The 16,880-nt window shown below is 62.5% G+C and carries 15 protein-coding genes and 1 pseudogene; 10 read left to right on the forward strand and 6 right to left on the reverse strand.

All coding sequences use genetic code 11. From position 1 onward, the window contains the following. The first annotated feature begins 136 nt into the window (after nt 1-136). Nucleotides 137-1,774, forward strand: a complete 1,638-nt coding sequence (locus tag RT697_RS07520; protein ID WP_313697831.1) for an acyl-CoA synthetase — start codon at nt 137-139, stop codon at nt 1,772-1,774. 140 nt (nt 1,775-1,914) lie between these two features. Continuing rightward, nucleotides 1,915-3,771 carry a phosphoenolpyruvate carboxykinase (GTP) gene (locus RT697_RS07525; protein ID WP_313697832.1) on the forward strand — a complete coding sequence of 619 codons (1,857 nt, stop codon included), beginning with the start codon at nt 1,915-1,917 and terminating at the stop codon, nt 3,769-3,771. Nucleotides 3,772-3,886: 115 nt separating this feature from the next. Here RT697_RS07525 and RT697_RS07530 read toward each other — a convergent pair whose 3' ends face one another. After that, entirely contained in the window at nt 3,887-4,765 is an 879-nt protein-coding gene (locus RT697_RS07530; protein ID WP_313697834.1) for an aldo/keto reductase family oxidoreductase, read from the reverse strand. Nucleotides 4,766-4,874: 109 nt separating this feature from the next. Here RT697_RS07530 and RT697_RS07535 point away from each other — a divergent pair, with 109 nt between their 5' ends. Both RT697_RS07535 and RT697_RS07540 read left to right on the forward strand, forming a co-directional pair. Continuing rightward, a complete protein-coding gene (locus RT697_RS07535) occupies nt 4,875-5,780 on the forward strand; it encodes a LysR family transcriptional regulator (RefSeq protein WP_313697836.1) in 906 nt (301 codons plus the stop codon). A 95-nt stretch (nt 5,781-5,875) separates the two neighbouring features. Next, nucleotides 5,876-6,505: a class I SAM-dependent methyltransferase gene (locus RT697_RS07540; protein ID WP_313697921.1), complete on the forward strand. Its 630-nt coding sequence runs from the start codon at nt 5,876-5,878 to the stop codon at nt 6,503-6,505. Here the strand turns inward: RT697_RS07540 and RT697_RS07545 are convergent. Next, nucleotides 6,502-7,017, reverse strand: coding sequence for an O-acetyl-ADP-ribose deacetylase (locus RT697_RS07545; protein WP_313697837.1), 516 nt, complete (start codon nt 7,015-7,017; stop codon nt 6,502-6,504). The two genes, RT697_RS07540 and RT697_RS07545, sit on opposite strands and share 4 nt — an antisense overlap. Nucleotides 7,018-7,310: 293 nt before the next feature. Between RT697_RS07545 and RT697_RS07550 the strand changes: the two genes are divergently transcribed. Beyond that, entirely contained in the window at nt 7,311-8,543 is a 1,233-nt protein-coding gene (locus RT697_RS07550; protein ID WP_313697839.1) for a GGDEF domain-containing protein, read from the forward strand. On the opposite strand, the gene RT697_RS07555 is transcribed toward RT697_RS07550, so the two are convergent. Next, nucleotides 8,482-8,835, reverse strand: coding sequence for a hypothetical protein (locus tag RT697_RS07555; RefSeq protein WP_313697840.1), 354 nt, complete (start codon nt 8,833-8,835; stop codon nt 8,482-8,484). The two genes, RT697_RS07550 and RT697_RS07555, sit on opposite strands and share 62 nt — an antisense overlap. Before the next feature lie 596 nt (nt 8,836-9,431). Here RT697_RS07555 and RT697_RS07560 point away from each other — a divergent pair. Then, nucleotides 9,432-10,448, forward strand: coding sequence for a DUF2332 domain-containing protein (locus RT697_RS07560; RefSeq protein WP_313697842.1), 1,017 nt, complete (start codon nt 9,432-9,434; stop codon nt 10,446-10,448). A 250-nt stretch (nt 10,449-10,698) separates the two neighbouring features. Here the strand turns inward: RT697_RS07560 and RT697_RS07565 are convergent. Continuing rightward, nucleotides 10,699-10,872 (reverse strand): annotated as a pseudogene (locus tag RT697_RS07565) (SAM-dependent methyltransferase); the annotation flags it as partial. A 479-nt stretch (nt 10,873-11,351) separates the two neighbouring features. Next, nucleotides 11,352-11,540, reverse strand: a complete 189-nt coding sequence (locus RT697_RS07570; protein ID WP_313697843.1) for a hypothetical protein — start codon at nt 11,538-11,540, stop codon at nt 11,352-11,354. A 298-nt stretch (nt 11,541-11,838) separates the two neighbouring features. On the opposite strand from RT697_RS07570, the gene RT697_RS07575 reads away from it, so the two are divergent. The 3 genes from RT697_RS07575 (at nt 11,839) to RT697_RS07585 (ending at nt 14,614) form a co-directional block, all read left to right on the forward strand. Next, on the forward strand, nt 11,839-12,069 hold the full coding sequence (locus tag RT697_RS07575; protein WP_313697844.1) for a hypothetical protein: 231 nt from the start codon (nt 11,839-11,841) through the stop codon (nt 12,067-12,069). 599 nt (nt 12,070-12,668) lie between these two features. Beyond that, nucleotides 12,669-12,878, forward strand: a complete 210-nt coding sequence (locus RT697_RS07580; RefSeq protein WP_056323411.1) for a cold-shock protein — start codon at nt 12,669-12,671, stop codon at nt 12,876-12,878. A gap of 293 nt (nt 12,879-13,171) precedes the next feature. Continuing rightward, nucleotides 13,172-14,614 (forward strand): DUF1254 domain-containing protein, encoded by a 1,443-nt coding sequence (locus tag RT697_RS07585; protein ID WP_313697847.1) that lies wholly within the window; start codon nt 13,172-13,174, stop codon nt 14,612-14,614. Between the two features lie 360 nt (nt 14,615-14,974). Here the strand turns inward: RT697_RS07585 and RT697_RS07590 are convergent, their stop codons facing one another. Next, nucleotides 14,975-15,949, reverse strand: coding sequence for a hypothetical protein (locus RT697_RS07590; protein WP_313697849.1), 975 nt, complete (start codon nt 15,947-15,949; stop codon nt 14,975-14,977). 176 nt (nt 15,950-16,125) lie between these two features. Here RT697_RS07590 and RT697_RS07595 point away from each other — a divergent pair, with 176 nt between their 5' ends. Then, the gene (locus tag RT697_RS07595) at nt 16,126-16,878 is read left to right on the forward strand and encodes a hypothetical protein (protein ID WP_313697851.1); all 753 of its coding nucleotides are present in this window, start codon (nt 16,126-16,128) and stop codon (nt 16,876-16,878) included. Nucleotides 16,879-16,880 lie beyond the last annotated feature (2 nt).

A 16,880-nucleotide genomic window follows, 5' to 3' on the forward strand; every position in this document is an offset into this window, starting at 1 on the left:
AGGGGCGGGCGACCTGTCTGGCCGTCCGCGCGAGGGCCTATTATTGAGCGACGGTCAACTTCGTGGCAAGGCGGAAGGCTTCCGGCCGCCGCCGCGTGTCCTTCATGGCAACAACCATAACTATCAAGAGACAACCATGCTGCACAGAGCAGATTCCTACGCGCAAGTCGCGTCCGCATTCCAGTGGCAGGTGCCCGCGGCCTACAACATCGGCGTCGACGTGTGCGACAAATGGGCCGACGGCAGCGGCCGGCTGGCCCTGATCTACGAAAAGAGCGACGGGGCGCAGACGCGCTACACGTTCGATCAGATCAAGGCGCAGTCCAACCAGTTCGCCAATAGCCTGGCGCGCTACGGCATCCGGCGCGGCGACCGCGTGGCCATCTACCTGCCGCAGGCGCCGGAGACCGCCATCGCGCACGTCGCCGCCTACAAGATGGGCGCGGTGGCGGTGCCGCTGTTCACGCTGTTCGGCGTGGACGCCATCCAGTTCCGGCTGGCCAACAGCGGGGCCGCGGCCCTCGTCACGGACGCGGAAGGCTGCCGCAAGCTGCTGGAAATCCGCGACAGCCTGCCCGACCTGAAAGTGATTTATTGCATTGATGGCGATGCGGCCGGGGCCGCGGCTGCGGTAGGCGCGCTGCCGTTCCACCAAAGCCTGGCGCTCGAGTCCGACGCCTTCGACCCGGTCCCGACGGCGGCCGACGATCCGGCGGTCATCATCTACACCTCCGGCACCACCGGCAAACCCAAGGGCGCGCTGCATGCGCACCGCGTGCTGCTCGGCCACCTGCCGGGCGTGGAGATGTCGCACGAGTTCTTCCCCGAAAACGCCGTCCTGATGTGGACGCCAGCGGACTGGGCCTGGATCGGCGGGCTGTTGGATGTGCTGCTGCCCGCATGGCACCACGGCGTGCCGGTCCTGGCTCGGCGGTTTGAAAAGTTCGACGGCGCGTCTGCGCTGGAACTGATGGCGCGCCACGGCGTGACGCACACCTTCCTGCCGCCGACCGCGCTGAAGATGATGCGCGGCTGCGAATGGCCGGATCACGCCGGGCCGCGCGCGCTGCGCTCGGTGGCCAGCGGCGGCGAATCGCTGGGCGCCGAACTGATCGACTGGGGCCGCCGCGTGCTGGGCGTGACCATCAACGAGTTCTACGGCCAGACCGAATGCAACATGATCGTGTCCTCGTGCTCGTCGCTGTTCGACCCCTGCATCGGCGCCATTGGGCGCGCGGCGCCCGGGCACCGGGTCGCTATTGTGGATGACACCGGGGCCGAAGTGGCCGATGGACAGGAGGGCAACATCGGCGTATTGCGCCCCGATCCCGTCATGTTCCTGGGGTACTGGAAGAACCCGGAGGCCACGGCGGAAAAATTTGCCGGCGATTACCTCCTGACCGGCGACATCGGCGTGCGCGATGCGGAAGGTTTCATCCGCTTCGTGGGCCGCAACGACGACGTGATCACCAGCGCCGGCTACCGGATCGGCCCGGGACCCATCGAAGACTGCCTTATCGGTCACCCCGCCGTGCGCATGGCGGCGGTGGTGGGCATGCCGGATGCTGAACGTACGGAAATCGTGGTGGCGTTCGTGGTGCTGAACGAGGGTGTGGTGGGCGACGAGGCGCTGGTCAAGGCGCTGCAGGCGCATGTCCGGACCCGGCTTGCAGCCCACGAGTATCCGCGCGCGATCCGCTTTGTAACCAGTTTGCCCACGACCGCGACCGGCAAGATCATCCGCAGGGAGTTGCGTGCCGGATACCCCGCGTAAACGGACTCACCCGGTGACAATCTCGCCCATGTGGATGGGTTGACTGGCTGCCCGGCGCTGCAAGTATGATGGCGCAAACTGGATACGGCCCCCTCAATTGGGGCCGTATCACCTTTAGCCATAGTATGGAGATAGCCCCAATGAATAAGCCTTTGGACGGGGGATTGGCAGCCTTGAACGTACCCGCGTACGTCAAGCACCGCGGACTGATCGACTGGGTCGCCAGTTTCGTCGCGCTGGCCAAGCCCGATCGCGTGGTGTGGTGCGATGGCTCGCAGGAAGAGTACGACCGCCTGTGCGAACAGATGGTCCAGGCCGGCACCCTGCGCCGGCTCAACCCCGCCAAGCGCCCCAATTCCTATCTCGCGTGGTCCGACCCGTCCGACGTGGCCCGGGTCGAAGACCGCACCTTCATCTGTTCCGACCGCGCCGAAGATGCCGGCCCCACCAACAACTGGGCCGATCCCGCCGAAATGCGCGACACGCTCAGCGGCCTGTTCGACGGCGCCATGCGCGGCCGTACCCTGTACGTGGTGCCGTTCTCGATGGGCCCGCTGGGCTCGGACATCGCCCACATTGGCGTCGAACTGTCCGACAGCCCGTACGTGGCCGTGAACATGCGCATCATGACGCGCATGGGCAAGCAGGTCTATGACGTGCTGGGCACCGATGGCGACTTCGTGCCGTGCCTGCATTCGGTTGGCAAGCCGCTGGCCGCCGGCGAAGCCGACGTGGCCTGGCCGTGCAACCCCACCAAGTACATCGTCCATTTCCCCAAGACCCGCGAGATCTGGAGCTACGGCTCCGGCTACGGCGGCAACGCGCTGCTGGGCAAGAAGTGCTTTGCGCTGCGCATCGCGTCCACCATGGGCCGCGACCAGGGCTGGCTGGCCGAACACATGCTGATCCTGGGCGTCACCTCGCCCAAGGGCCGCAAGTACCACGTCGCCGCCGCCTTCCCGTCGGCCTGCGGCAAGACCAACTTCGCCATGCTGATCCCGCCGCAAGGCATGGACGGCTGGAAGGTCACCACCATCGGCGACGACATCGCCTGGATCAAGCCCGGCCCGGACGGCCGCCTGCACGCCATCAACCCCGAGGCCGGCTATTTCGGCGTGGCCCCGGGCACCAGCGAGCAGACCAACTTCAACGCCATGGCCACGCTCAAGGCCAACGTCATCTTCACCAACGTCGCGCTGACCGACGACGGCGACGTCTGGTGGGAAGGCATGACCAGCACGCCGCCGGCGCATCTGGTCGACTGGCAGGGCAAGGACTGGACGCCTGAAATCGCGCGCGAAACCGGCCGCAAGGCCGCGCACCCGAACGCGCGCTTCACCGCGCCCGCCGCACAGTGCCCGTCCATCGACCCCGAATGGGAAAACCCCAAGGGTGTGGTCATCGACGCCTTCATCTTCGGCGGCCGCCGCTCCACCACCGTGCCGCTCGTCACCGAAGCGCGCAACTGGGTCGAAGGCGTCTACATGGCCGCCACGATGGGCTCGGAAACCACCGCCGCGGCCGCCGGCCAGCAAGGCGTGGTGCGCCGCGACCCGTTCGCCATGCTGCCGTTCTGCGGCTACAACATGAGCGACTACTTCGGCCACTGGCTCAAGCTGGGCAAGCAGCTCGAAGCCGCCGGCGCAACGCTGCCGCGCATCTACTGCGTGAACTGGTTCCGCAAGGGTCCGGACGGCAAGTTCGTCTGGCCGGGCTTTGGCGACAACATGCGCGTGCTGCGCTGGATGCTGGGCCGCATCGACGGCCAGTCCAAGGGCGTGGATCAGGTCTTCGGCGTGTCGCCCAGCTACCAGGACATCGACTGGACCGGCCTGGAATTCAGCCCGGACAAGTTCGAGCAGGTCATGTCGGTGGACGAGAACGCGTGGCGCGAGGAACTGGCGCTGCACCATGAGCTCTTCGGACAGCTGTCGCAAGGCCTGCCCGACGAACTGCGCACCACCAAGACCGAGATCGAGGGACGTCTGGCGGCTTGATGCCGCTGGGGTTTTCCGGTTGATCAAACCCGCCTGCAGTTGCGCAGGCGGGTTTTTTATTGCCGCCGGCTTGCGTGCGCAGGCGCGTCCGGCGTCAGGTGGTTCAAGTTGGTGCTTACGCCGTCTTGTTCGCCGCGATGCCGTCCAGCGCCTTGGCCACTTCGTCCGGCAACTGCAGCGACGCCGCCGCCAGGTTTTCCTTCAGGTGTTTCTGCGAAGACGTGCCGGGAATCAGCAGGATGTTCGGCGAGCGCCGCAGCAGCCAGGCCAGCGCCGTCTGCATCGGCGTCGCGCCGATCCGCGCAGCCGCATCGTTCAGGATGGACGACTGCAACGGGCTGAACCCGCCCAGCGGAAAGAACGGCACGTAGGCGATCCCTTCCCGGGCCAGGTCGTCGATCAGGGCATCGTCGGCCCGGTGGGCGACGTTGTACTGGTTCTGCACGCAGACAATGTCGCAGATGCCGCGGCCCTCTTTCACCTGCGTGGCCGTCACGTTGCTCAGCCCGATGTGGCGGATCAGGCCTTGCTGCTGCAGGCCGGCCAACACGGACAGCGGTTCCTCGATGGACCCTTCCGCCGGGCCATGGACGTCGAACATGGCGCGCAGGTTGACCACGTCCAGCACGTCGCGGCCCAGGTTGCGCAGGTTGTCGTGCACCGCACGGGTCAGCTGCTCGGCCGAGAACGCGGGATTCCACGAGGCATCGTCGCCGCGCACCGCGCCCACCTTCGTCACGATCACCAGATCGTCGGAATAGGGCGCGAGCGCTTCCCGGATCAGTTGATTGGTGATGTGCGGACCATAGAAATCGCTGGTGTCGATGTGGTTCACGCCGGCGGCCACGGCGTCGCGCAGGACGGCAAGCGCAGCGTCGCGGTCCTTCGGCGGACCAAAGACGCCCGGGCCGGCGAGCTGCATGGCGCCATAGCCAAGCCGATAGACCTGGCGTGCGCCGAGGGAGTAGGTGCCGCTGTCTGCGAGTCGGGTCATGTTGGGGTTCCTTGTTGCGGTGAAGGAGTGGGGATGGGCAAACGATAGAGCTTTCGCCACTTGCTGATAAGCCAATACAATCCGCACGGCTTGTACGGAAAAATGCACAATGGCGACCGACCTCGATCACCTCCATGCCTTCGTTGCCGTGGCGCGCGCGCGAGGGTTCCGCGAAGCGGCCCGGACGGCTGGCACCAGCGCCTCGCGGCTGAGCGACACCGTGCGCCGCCTGGAGGCGCAGCTTGGCGTGCGGCTTTTCAACCGCACGACGCGCTCCGTGGCGCTGACGCAGGCCGGCCAGGAACTGCTGGCGCGGCTGGCGCCCGCGCTGACCGAGGTCGAGGCGGCGCTGGACGCCGTCAACGGGTTTCGCGACAAGCCGGCGGGCACGCTGCGGCTCAATGTCCCGCTCAGTGCGGCCAAGCTGGTGCTGCCGTCCATCGTCCCCGGCTTTCTGGCGGCCTATCCCGACATCCGCCTGGAGGTCGTGGCCGAAGAGAGCTTCGTCGACGTGCTGGCCGCCGGCTGCGACGCGGGCATCCGCTATGACGACCGGCTGGAGCAAGACATGATCGCGGTGCCCATCGGCCCGCGCGTGCAGCGCTTTGCGGCCGGCGCCTCACCCGCCTACCTGAACCGGCGCGGGCGGCCCGCGCATCCCGAAGACCTGATGCAGCATGCCTGCCTGCGCGGCCGCTTTCCCAGCGGCTCGATGCCCGCATGGGAATTCGAGCGGGGCGGGGAAACGGTGCGCATCGACGCGTCCGGGCCATTGGTCGTGCAGATCGGCGGCGCGGTCGACCTTGCCGTCGACGCGGCCATCGCGGGGGCGGGCGTCATGTATCTGTTCGAAGACTGGCTGCGCCCGCACTTTGCAAGCGGGGCGCTGGAGCCCGTGCTGGAGCCGTGGTGGCCGCAGTTTTCGGGGCCATTTCTGTACTACTCGGGACGCCGCCTGGTGCCGTCTCCGCTGAAGGCGTTGATCGAGTTCATCAAGGCGCGGCCGGTTCCTTGAGCGCGAAGGGCGGCCGCTTCTAAGCGCGCGCGGTCGTTTCCCGAAGCGGCGCGCACCGCCTCGCCGCCCCGCGCCGTTTGATGCACAATCGCCTGATGCACCTGGATCCCGAAGACCTCGCCAAGATCACGTCCCTGACGCTCGCCCATTACGAAGAGAACGCCGATTCCTTCCAGGCCGGCACGCAGGACCACGACGTCAGCCAGAACATCGCCGCCTTGCTGCGGCACATCGACGGCGAGCCGCCCTATGACATCTTGGATCTGGGATGCGGGCCGGGGCGAGACCTGAAGACCTTCCTCGCGATGGGACACCGGCCCGTGGGCCTGGACGGCACGCCGCGTTTCGTGAAGATGGCGCGCGCGGCAAGCGGGTGCGAGGTCTGGGAGCAGGACTTCCTGCAGCTCCAACTGCCCGCAGCGCGCTTTGATGGCATTTTTGCCAACGCCGTGCTGTTCCATGTGCCGGGACAGGAACTGCCGCGCGTGCTGACGGAACTGCGGGCAACGCTGCGGCCGCGCGGCGTGCTGTTCAGTTCCAATCCCCGAGGCGGCAACCAGGAAGGGTGGAATCGCGGGCGTTATGGGGCGTACCACGATCTTGAAGGCTGGCGCGCGCTGATGGAGGCCGCGGGTTTCGAGGAGCTGGAGCACTACTACCGGCCCGACGGGCTGCCCCGCGAGCAGCAACCCTGGCTGGCTAGCGTGTGGCGGCGGCGGGATTAGGCCGGCGCAATCGTGATGCGCTCATAGTGATTCAGGTCTGCGTCCGAAAAACAGCAGAATATGACCTCTTGAATTGACGAATCCTTCGACAGGCTTTCGCGAACGGTCTCGACCGCGACCTGCGCCGCCAATTCAATGGGATAGCCATAGATGCCCTTGCTGATGCTGGGAAACGCAATCGAAGTCACGCCTTTTTCCTCCGCCAGCGCAATGCAGCGTCGATAGCAGCTTGCCAGCAGTGCCGGCTCCCCGTTATCCCCACCGCGCCAAACCGGGCCCACCGTGTGAATGATGAAGCGCGCGGGCAGGCGATACCCGCCGGTCACCTTCGCATCGCCCGTCTTGCATCCGCCAAGCAACCGGCACTCGTGCACCAGATCCGGTCCCGCGGCACGATGAATCGCGCCATCCACGCCGCCACCGCCCAGCAATGAGGAATTGGCAGCATTGACGATCGCGTCCACGTGAAGCTTGGTGATGTCCGAGCGGATGGCTCGCAGTGTGGTGGGCATTTGATTTCTCCTCGTGACGGGAATGGGGCGGCATTATCCCGGCGTTACTCATCTGGAAAAAGGCCGACACACCTGCCGCACCGGCGTGTCTGACGCGGCTGCTTTATCGCCAATTCCGAGTGTGTTTGACGGCTACTTTATCGCCGATTCCGAGCGCTCGCGGCCGATTTCCTGTGATCAATATCTGCTGACTACAATGAGCGCCGCCCACGCAGCTCGCTGGGCGTCCATCGCTGACCCCAGCCCAGTGGCGTCGGCGCAGGAAATCCGCTTTCCCTCTCGACGTCCCTCTCATGGTTGCCTCCACGCTCGTTGGCATGCTGTGCGCACACCTGCTGTGCTTTTCCGGCATGTTCATGCTTATCAGCCGTCGCCTGCCTGGCAACAGAATGGGCATGGATGTTTTTGCCGTAGGCAATCTGCTGCTCGCGGCGGCCTACATCCTGCAACTGGTCGAAGGCGGTCCCGCCTGGAGCCTGATGAGCGTCGTCAATCACTGCCTGACGCTGGCCGCTCCCATCGCATACCTGCTGGGCGCCATGCGATTCTTCAATCGCCAGGTGCGCTTGTGGTTGCCGTTGGCGGTGTTTTGCCTGGCGTATGGGTTATTGCAGTGGCTGGTGCAATCGCAATTCGGACCGGAAGCGCGCTACGCCATGCTCGCGGCGTCAGCGACGCTGCTTTTCTTCGCCATGACGGTCACGGTGCTCTGCGGCACGCGCACGTTCGCCAAGGACTTGCGCGCAGAAATGATCTTCTTCGCGTGCCTGATCGGCGGGATCTGTGTGCTGAACGCGTTGAAGTTCCTGAAGATCACGGAGGGCGGCCTGGACGCGCTGCATATGGACAGCCGCTTCCAGATGATTTTCTACATCTACATGTCGACGCTTGCCACCATCGTGCCGCCTTCCATTGTCTGGCTGGTGCTGCGCCGGCTGACGGATAGTTTGCGAAAGATGGCGGCGCGGGATCCGATGACGGATCTGCTTAATCGTAGGGGTTTGTCGGACGCACTGACCCAGTATTTCAACGGCCGGAATGCGGTCCCCGCCTATTTGCTGGTGTTGGACGTCGACCATTTCAAGCGGATCAATGACAGCTACGGCCACCAGGCGGGGGATGAAGTGATTTGCCATGTGGCGGGGCTGCTTCGTGCTGGGGGGCGCCGTGGCGATTTGACCGGCCGGATCGGGGGAGAGGAGTTTGTCGCCGTGCTGCTGGACGCGGAAGTTGCGGATGTGATGGTCCTGGCGGAGCGGCTGCGCGCCAGTATTGAAAGCCAGCCGATTCACGTCACCGGTGGGAATGAGCCGCTGCGCTGCACGGTCACGATTGGCGTGTCAGCGCGATTTTATGGGGCGGATGGTTTGGAGGAGGCGCTTCGAGAGGCGGATGGGGCGCTTTATCGGGGGAAGGCTGGGGGGCGGAATCGGGTGGAGGTGGTCGGCTTCAATCCCTCTCTAATCACGCCGCCTCCCACAATGCCGCTGTCAGACCCAGCAACAGCAGTATCGCCGACGCGATAAACCATCGCACGGTTTTCCGGTATTCGTCCTCGGCTTCATCCTCCAAACGCAAGGCGCGGCAAAGAGCGATGATCTGCAGCAGGATGGCGACCAACAAGGACACGCCCGGCAGCACGGATAGCGCGCTCCAATTGCCCGGCGCGTCGAAGCCCCAGTAACGCAGGAAACCCAGCGAAAAGCCCAGCAATACCGTGATGGCCGTGATCAATCCAGCCCGAAAGCCCTGGGGCAGTTCGCGTGACCTGTGGCTGCGGGTCCGTACCAAGTCGTCGTCTGGCGTTTCCGGTGTCATCGTCGAGATACTCCGCACTGAGTACGCTACGGCCCACCCGCTACCGGTTCATGTGGGGGCGAAATCGGAACTCCTGCCTTCGCGCGGCGCGAGGTTGAACTGATTATGGCTGATAACGCAGCGCACTGGGGCTGTTGACCTCCCCGAGCCGCAGCCCTGTGCCTTGTCGCCTTGCTTGCAGCTGCGCACGCGCCAGCCACCACGGCCCCGGCCGTCGCCCCGGCAGCGGCGCCGCGGGCTCGGACGCCTACGTTCGGATTATTTGTGCTGGCGCTGCTGGTGCTGCCCGCCTGCCCTTGGCAGGTGGCGATGTCTTGCTGGCTGGTATCCGGCGACTGGCCTTTGAGCGCGTCACGGTTGCGCCGCGGCGGACAGGCAGAATTCGGAATGGAGAAGCGCTGCACAGGGGGAGATGGACTTCTTTGTGAAAAGCTTCAATGGTGATTGAAGATATTGGAAGTTTCAGAGTAGTGCTGGGTATGGAGCGTGGGCAAGGGTGTGAATCCGGACACTCGCATACCATCCGAGCTCGGCTATCGGCCAGTAGCGGTCATAATGCAACGTCAATTTGCAACAGCTGGCGGCTGCTTAGTGGCATGACTGACGCCGCGAGCGATGCCAATCAGCCGGGACTCATCTGCGAAATGGGAGATGGCATGGATCGAATTGCTGACCGCTATTTGAGGTTTGCAACAGTCGAGGCGGCGGGTCGCTCGCCGTTGTATGAAAAATGGGCGTTGCATGTCGCGAATTCGTTTGATGCACTGGCGTTTTTACAGGGTCTACCTGTAGATAAGCAGCAACCAAATCTGCTGTTTGCAGCGTTCCGGCATACCGTAGGCGCGCCCACATCGACTGCGGAATTCGATGCAGGCTTGGCGCAACATGGCGACGCCATCCGGGCTCTTATGCTGGCTCGTTCCACGCAGACTAACGAACCAGGGCGCTGTGCGGCATTGTTGCCCGCTCTCGCTTCGATCGCAGGAAAGATAGCGCTCATCGAAGTGGGGGCCTCTGCAGGGCTGTGCCTGCTGATGGACAAATACGGCTACGACTGGGGCTCCCAACGCCTGGTTCCGTGTCGAGACGATTCGGACTATCCGGTATTCCCATGTGAGGTCACCGGCGCGGGCCCGCTCCCCCACACCTATCCTGAAATTGTGTGGAGGGCTGGACTGGATTTGAGCCCAATCGACGTTCACTGCGACGAGGATAGGAAGTGGCTTGAAGACTTGGTGTGGCCCGAGGATAGCTGTCGGCTCGCACGCCTTCAGTCTGCGCTGCGGATCAGCAGACGCGAGCCGCCTCAAATCGTCCGAGGCGATCTGCTGCGGGACCTTGCTTGCTTAATCGAACAGGCGCCGGCGGAAGCAACCGTGGTTGTGTATCACTCTGCTGCCCTGAACTATGTTTCGGACCAGGCACTGCGCAATGAATTTGCGCGCAACATGTTGGCCTCGCGTTGTGTCTGGATCAGCAACGAAAGTCCATTGGTATTTCCACAGTTCTTGCCCGCCGCCACGCCGCAACGGTCCGGCATGTTCCTGCTATGTGCCGACGGCCATGCGTTGGCCTGGACGGATCCGCATGGTGCCGCGCTGCAATGGCTGTGAATCAGCACTTTTGCTACCCACCGTCGGGATCTTCGCCGTGAATGTGAACGCGGCGCCGGCCAAGCGCAGAACGCGGGTTATGACGTGGCGGCCTTAAAGGCAGTCTGTTGTAGAGAAAAGGCCCGCTTGAGCGGGCCTTGGATCTGAAAACTGGAAATAAAGCCGGTCGCTACGTTCGTGCCTCCTGGGTTCAATCTGACCGAGTTGCGAAATGAAATATCGGTTCTGACACACCGGTCCACGTCACCAGTTAACTTACCGGATTGCGTGCCGAGACGATCCACGCAGCCCCGTTGATCATCACCGGCCGCTCGCCGGGGAGCCCGGCAAAGGCGGCACGAACTGCCGCCGAGGCGCGCCCGCGTGTTTCGTCAGGCTGGTCAGTGAGAGCGCGCGATAACGGCCCGACCTCAAGTGTCATTCGATGTACCCGCTCAATTTACTGGTCAGGGTTGATGGCAAGCCGCCGGCTCGCGAGCCTAGGTTGCACTTCAAACCAGGTGCCTTCAATTTAATGGTTCGAGGTCCGGCAGACGGCATTCAATCGCGAGGAGTGCTGTCCCGTCCGGCAACCGGTAATCATTGTCACCGAGCCACGTGACGGGCTCGCCGTCGCGCAAGCAGCAGTAGTAATTGGCCCAGGCGCCGTCGTGATTCGGAGCAGCCCTGTAGCGACGTTGGATGATGTACGTAATCCCGTTGGCGTCCACCGCTACTATCTCAGTGGCGCTTTTGGTATGGTCTAGTGTCATGACGCGGCCTCTATTTAAAGAGTAGGGCTCACCTCGTGCGGTAAGAGCGTCTCCGCCCGTTGTGCTGACGTGGTCGGTCCACTGCGCGTGGGCGACGCACCAGCGAAGACGTCCAGAGCCGATTGCGCTGGGTAGGCTTCAAGGTATGCACTTAACCGGCGTAGTGATAGTTGTCCGGCGTCCAAGGGTCGTCAATCAGGGTGGTTGCTGTCTTGGGCACGACGGATTGAGCGGTGTGGTTTGACTGTAGCGCCGGAAGTGCGGCGCCCTTCGGCGAAAGATGTTTCTCGGCTATTTGATGCAGACTTGTGACGAGCTGATTGATGAAGGGGAAGGGCATTTAGGTTCCATGGGGTCTGCGGCAGACGAAGCCGGGCAGCATTTAGAGATTCAGTCCTGGGCATGTGCCACAGGTTGTTGTGGCCAACGCCACCCCTTCACAGTACGCTCGCCACTCCTGATAACCTAAGCCTGAATTGAAACAAACCAGTCCCGTCAATCGCGAGCTTCACTCGCTATCGAGAATCCGCGCGCTTCGCGTGACATAGGAGGCACTTGCGGCCTGCGACCGCCTTATTGCGCTGGATCCCGACTATCGCAGTTGGGCGCTGTTCACACGCGGGGAAATCTACGGCCAAATGAAGCGGCATACTGAATCGGCGCTGGCATTCCGCCAAGCGTCCGCCTCGTACCAACAGAACGGCATGCTTCAGTTCCAGGCGCTGTCGATGCAGAATGCGATGACTGCCGAACAGGCGGGGGGCCGCTACTCTGCTCGCCCCTATGAGGCAGCCTTGTCAGCACGCAAAGACGTATCAATTCGCTATGCATGGGGCCATGCCACGCCGACGGGCGATGTAACTGAATAGCCCTTCCGCGAGGATTTTCCAGTGTCGGGCTATGATTCCACGTTGGTTTGGAGGTCACAATGGAAGACTCGAATAGCCGTTTTGGAGCGGCTATCCGCAGGGGATTGGAGCGGTTCTGCTACGAGAGCCGCCTATGCGGGGAAAATGCGTTAAATCGGCCGGCTCAGCCGATTCACGAAATGAAAGTCAGTGCGGAGGAGTCGCGCCTGGTGGAGTGCTGGCGAGCCGCACAAGGAGAAGCCGCCCGCAAAGGGGTTGATGTCCACACTTTTCTTTTAGGACTTGGCTGTGATGCTGACGGGGAGCTCGTAGAGTCCCTAGCGGTGCCGCCGAAAACGAGGAAGTAGCCAACTCGGCTTGGTCAGCAAGCCGTTCAGAAGCGGTACCCGGCAGCCAGCCCAGGATTTGCAAGCCGAAGACCAAAACATTGCCAGCACCTGCCTGGCGGTTCAGCCCCCAGCGGGATACCCCGTCCGGCTCAGCATGACCGTTGGGCCGATCCATTTCCTGTGTCATTTTGAAACGCTCATATCTTTGTGACCGCCTATGACCCATAGTGGGCACAGGGATACTTTTCCCTGGAAAATCTAGGACTTACATTGAAGATTGAAACTGGTATTGTGAAGTGGTTCAACAACGACAAGGGCTTCGGCTTTATCATGCCGGAGCTCGGCGGTAAGGACCTCTTCGCTCACTACTCTGAGATTCAGGGTAGCGGGCACAAATCTCTGGAAGAGAACCAGCGTGTGTCGTTCGTCGCCGGCCAAGGACAAAAAGGTCCTCAGGCGACAATGATCAAACCGATTTAAGAACTGGCTGGCTTGTCTGAAGGCAAGCCGTCTGGCACCTAGCAAGTGGGGCCGAATCCTTTGAAACAGGGGATTCGGCCCTTTGGCTTTGGACGACGGGGTCGCTACCTGAAGACGGAACTGTCCAATTAAACAGTCGATTTGGCATTCGATGAAGTTGGCTTATCCGGAACGCTTTACCGGGTGTTTTCTGCTCATATCGTCTTGCTAGCGATTTCGATAGAGTGTTATTTCCATGACCAGTACTTTCCGAGCGGGCATCGGAAAGCTCGCTCTGACAGGTGAGGCGTTCAATGACCACAAGACGAGAACTTCTAGGTTCCAGTGCGCTTGTAGCGCTCACCGGCACGACGCTTGGTCCGGTCCGGGTTTGGGCCCAGGCAAGCGCGGATCGCCCTGGGTTCTTCGGCGCGAAAGACATCGCGGAGGCGGGATTCATTTACGGCCTGCCTATCGTGATGAACTACGCCGTCATGCATGAGTACGCGGTAGATCGCGGCTCGGGGCAATTCAAGGCGCCTTTCAACCATATCAAGAACGAACCCAACGTATTCACGTACAAAGACACGGCGATTGTCACGCCCAATAGCGACACGCCGTATTCCTTTGTGTGGATGGACTTGCGGGCAGAGCCGGTGGTGCTTTCCGTGCCGGCGATCGACCCGAAGCGCTATTACTCGGTCATGCTCTGCGACGGCAATACCTACAATTACGGCTATATCGGCACTCGCACCACCGGAAACGAGGCTGGCCACTACATGGTGGTCGGACCCGACTGGAAAGGTGCCGTCCCGGCGGGCATCAAGCGGGTGTTTCGGTCCAGCACACAGTTTTCGCTCGCCGGCTACCGCACCCAACTTTTTGGTCCAGACGATCTCGACGGCGTGAAGGCGGTGCAGGCTGGTTACCAGGTGCGCATGCTCTCGGCGTACCTGAACCAGGCGTCGCCACCGGCTGCAACGGCTATCAGCTTTCCCATGATCAACAAAGAGTTGGCGAAGACCAACTTCTTCGAGTTTCTGGACTTTGCGCTGCAGTTCGCGCCTCCGCAAGCCAACGAGCTTGCGGTCCGCGCGGAACTCGCGCGCATCGGCGTGGGAGCAGGCAAGACCTTCAACTTCAGAGATTTGCCGCTGGACAAAAAACTGGAGATCGGTCTTGGCATGAAAGAAGGCCAGCGCAAAGTGGACGAAGCCGTCGCCAGCACCGGAAAGGCGATCAATGGCTGGCGGCTAAGCGGACTGCCGGGTAACAGCGAACACTACAATGGCGACTGGCTCAAGCGCGCCGTCGCCGCTCAGGCAGGCATCTATGGAAATGACCCGGACGAGGCGACTTACCCTTTCACGCGCGTAGACGCGAATGGCCAGACGCTGGACTGCAGCAAGCACAATTACACCCTCACGTTTCCGGCCGGCGCCTTTCCGCCGGTTAATTCGTTCTGGTCGCTGACTATGTACGACGGCAAGTCGCAGCTACTGGTCAGGAACCCGATCGACCGCTACCTAATCAACTCGCCCATGCTGCCTGCGATGAAGGTTAACGCGGACGGGTCATTGACACTCTACATCCAGCACAAGACGCCGGGCGGCGACAAGCAAGCCAACTGGCTCCCCGCTCCCGATGGGCCGGTCTACCTGGTAATGCGGCTGTACTGGCCAAAGATCACACCACCCTCGGTCCTGCCAGCCGGGGAAGGGACGTGGCAGCCGCCAGGGGTGGAACGCGTCGTATAGGTTCCGGAGAAGACAGTGCCTCGACGGCGCCACGGCTCAGCCGTACTCTCCCAACGCGGCCTGGTGTGTCTCACAGATCGCATGACAGCTGGACACCGTCGAGTCAGCTTTCCCAATCAATAGCCCGTCACGGCTCTCAGAGGTCGGTCGGGAACTAGCTTCCGGCAGCTTCGAATAACGCAACACGCATTGCGGATGTCTCTTGTGGGTCGGAAGCCGTCCGTCACCAGCGGCGGCTCGCGGCCCTGAGCGATCATTTATTCCGGTCTTTGTCCGTCATCGACGGATTTTTGGGGAGTTTCTCAGCAGACTGGCGCACTGGGAAAACCGAGCGACTCCGGCATTATTGGCCCGACGCGCTCAACCAGCCGGTGCAAGCCTTCTCGAACCGCCATAAAACGCCAGCTTCCCAACCCAGCAGCCCAGCACCAGCAGCGCGGCATACACCACGAGCATCACCACCGCCACCACATTGGAATCCGCGGCGCGTATCAGTTGGTCCCATGTCATTGCCCGAATCGCCAGAAAGCCCAAGCCAACCCCCAGAACCTGCGCCAGCCAGAAGGCCAAGGTGCCCAGAGCGACTGCGCGGCCTTGGCGCGCGTCACCGATCGGGTGCGGCAGAATTCTCAGGCAGACGACCGTGCACAGCACCAGAAGCAATGCCGGCAGAATCAGGAAACCCAGCGCGTATTGCAGCCAGCCGACGGTGAGCGATTGCGCGTTCAGGTAGCTGCTCATTGCGATGCACACGCTCAGTTGCCAGCCCAGGATCATCAACCCGGCACTCCAGGCCGCGTGGCGCTGTTCATACGCCGGACCACCGGCTTTGTCCGTAGGCTGTACGGTCCGCGTGGCGATGCGCACGGCGAGGTAAGCGCCCAGGACTTCCAATGCAACCGCCAAGGCACCGAGGATCAGGCCCAACGTCAGGAATTTGTTGGCCGCGCCGGCGTGTTGCGCGGCGTACAGCACCAGCGCGCTTTGCAGATAGATCATGAGGGCCGACACGGCCAGCGAGAACACCAGCGTCAAGACGATGACGACGCCGAAAAGTCTGCCCGGCGCGTCCACGGCGTGCGCATTTTGCTGCCGCAGCCAGCGATGCGTGGTGCTCCATACAGTCAAACCGACAAAGATGGACGAAGCCGCGATGTTTGCCAGGAATGGCACGAGATATTGCGGCAGGCTGAATGTCTCGCGAAGTTGCGCGGACTCGGGCAGTCCGACCAGCGTGTAGCCTTGCAGCAGCGCGGCGTAGGCCACGCGCACAAGGACGGCCGTCAACGCCAGACGCCAGGCGAGAGAGTAGGGGGAGCGGGCGGGAGCGGTCATCAACGTTTTATGGAAGTGTCGAGAGATAACAGCAGCGAAATAATTAGGGATCGAACATAGCACGGCACTACCGTGCGAGACGCGAGGGCCTTAGCGTCGATTTCGTTGCTGACTATTACTGGGGATTTCTAAGGGAGAACCCAAGTCTCCACGATCAATTCACAGTGCATTTCGCCATGCCGCAAGGTTCATCGGCGCGGCTCGTCCGGCCGCGCGGATCGCCCGCCGAAATTCGCTGGAAACGAAATTTCACGTCAGCCACTTCCTATTACGGGTTTGCCGCGGTTGGCAATACGCGCGCGCAAGTCGCGGTGATACAAAGCCAGCCACGATGCGCACGCCGGTGGGAAACCGCCGGATGCGCGAGTTTCCCCTCGCTGAATATGGGAGTCTTGAACGTGCAATTTCACGCTAAGAGCATGTGCCAGTTAGCGCTGGGTATCGCTTCGTCGCTAGTCTGCGCAGCGATGCCGGTTTGGGCCGGGGCGGCTGAAGCCGGCGCCAGTTTGAAATGGTCCACGGATCCCAGCACGCAATGCCGCTTCGTCGCGCCTGAATCGCTGGGCGATGGACCGAAATACTGGACGGGTTTTTGCTCCGGCGTGACTAGCGTGGCGACCGGCGTCGGCACGATTGTGGCTCGCACGGCTAATCGAGCTGGCCCCGCCTTTTATGGCGAATTGCGCGCGGGCGTGCCGATCATCGGCGTTGTCAGTGATGAAGCAGGCTACCGCGCAGGACTGTTTGACGGCAAAGAGATCGGTGCATCCAAAGAAGCCGAGCGGGTGGATATCGACGACAGTTTCAAAGTCGCCGAGCGCGCCGCCAAGCAGGTCAGCGCGTATTACGCCCAGCAAAAGAACACCGCATCGGCGAAGCACTATCAAAGCGTCGCCAAGCAGTTTGCCAGTCAACTGGAACGGGATTGAGT

The sequence above is a fragment of the Achromobacter sp. genome (genome assembly GCF_032113835.1).
Taxonomy (GTDB): Bacteria; Pseudomonadota; Gammaproteobacteria; order Burkholderiales; family Burkholderiaceae_B; genus Achromobacter.

What these genes read in the sequence shown, in the direction of transcription:
- RT697_RS07530 (WP_313697834.1), bottom strand. Translation starts at nt 4,765, where the DNA reads ATGACCCGACTCGCAGACAGCGGCACCTACTCCCTCGGCGCACGCCAG.
- RT697_RS07525 (WP_313697832.1), top strand. Translation starts at nt 1,915, where the DNA reads ATGAATAAGCCTTTGGACGGGGGATTGGCAGCCTTGAACGTACCCGCG.
- RT697_RS07595 (WP_313697851.1), top strand. Translation starts at nt 16,126, where the DNA reads ATGCCGCAAGGTTCATCGGCGCGGCTCGTCCGGCCGCGCGGATCGCCC.
- RT697_RS07535 (WP_313697836.1), top strand. Translation starts at nt 4,875, where the DNA reads ATGGCGACCGACCTCGATCACCTCCATGCCTTCGTTGCCGTGGCGCGC.
- RT697_RS07550 (WP_313697839.1), top strand. Translation starts at nt 7,311, where the DNA reads ATGGTTGCCTCCACGCTCGTTGGCATGCTGTGCGCACACCTGCTGTGC.
- RT697_RS07540 (WP_313697921.1), top strand. Translation starts at nt 5,876, where the DNA reads ATGCACCTGGATCCCGAAGACCTCGCCAAGATCACGTCCCTGACGCTC.
- RT697_RS07590 (WP_313697849.1), bottom strand. Translation starts at nt 15,949, where the DNA reads ATGACCGCTCCCGCCCGCTCCCCCTACTCTCTCGCCTGGCGTCTGGCG.
- RT697_RS07545 (WP_313697837.1), bottom strand. Translation starts at nt 7,017, where the DNA reads ATGCCCACCACACTGCGAGCCATCCGCTCGGACATCACCAAGCTTCAC.
- RT697_RS07520 (WP_313697831.1), top strand. Translation starts at nt 137, where the DNA reads ATGCTGCACAGAGCAGATTCCTACGCGCAAGTCGCGTCCGCATTCCAG.
- RT697_RS07555 (WP_313697840.1), bottom strand. Translation starts at nt 8,835, where the DNA reads ATGACACCGGAAACGCCAGACGACGACTTGGTACGGACCCGCAGCCAC.
- RT697_RS07575 (WP_313697844.1), top strand. Translation starts at nt 11,839, where the DNA reads ATGAAGCGGCATACTGAATCGGCGCTGGCATTCCGCCAAGCGTCCGCC.
- RT697_RS07570 (WP_313697843.1), bottom strand. Translation starts at nt 11,540, where the DNA reads ATGCCCTTCCCCTTCATCAATCAGCTCGTCACAAGTCTGCATCAAATA.
- RT697_RS07585 (WP_313697847.1), top strand. Translation starts at nt 13,172, where the DNA reads ATGACCACAAGACGAGAACTTCTAGGTTCCAGTGCGCTTGTAGCGCTC.
- RT697_RS07560 (WP_313697842.1), top strand. Translation starts at nt 9,432, where the DNA reads ATGACTGACGCCGCGAGCGATGCCAATCAGCCGGGACTCATCTGCGAA.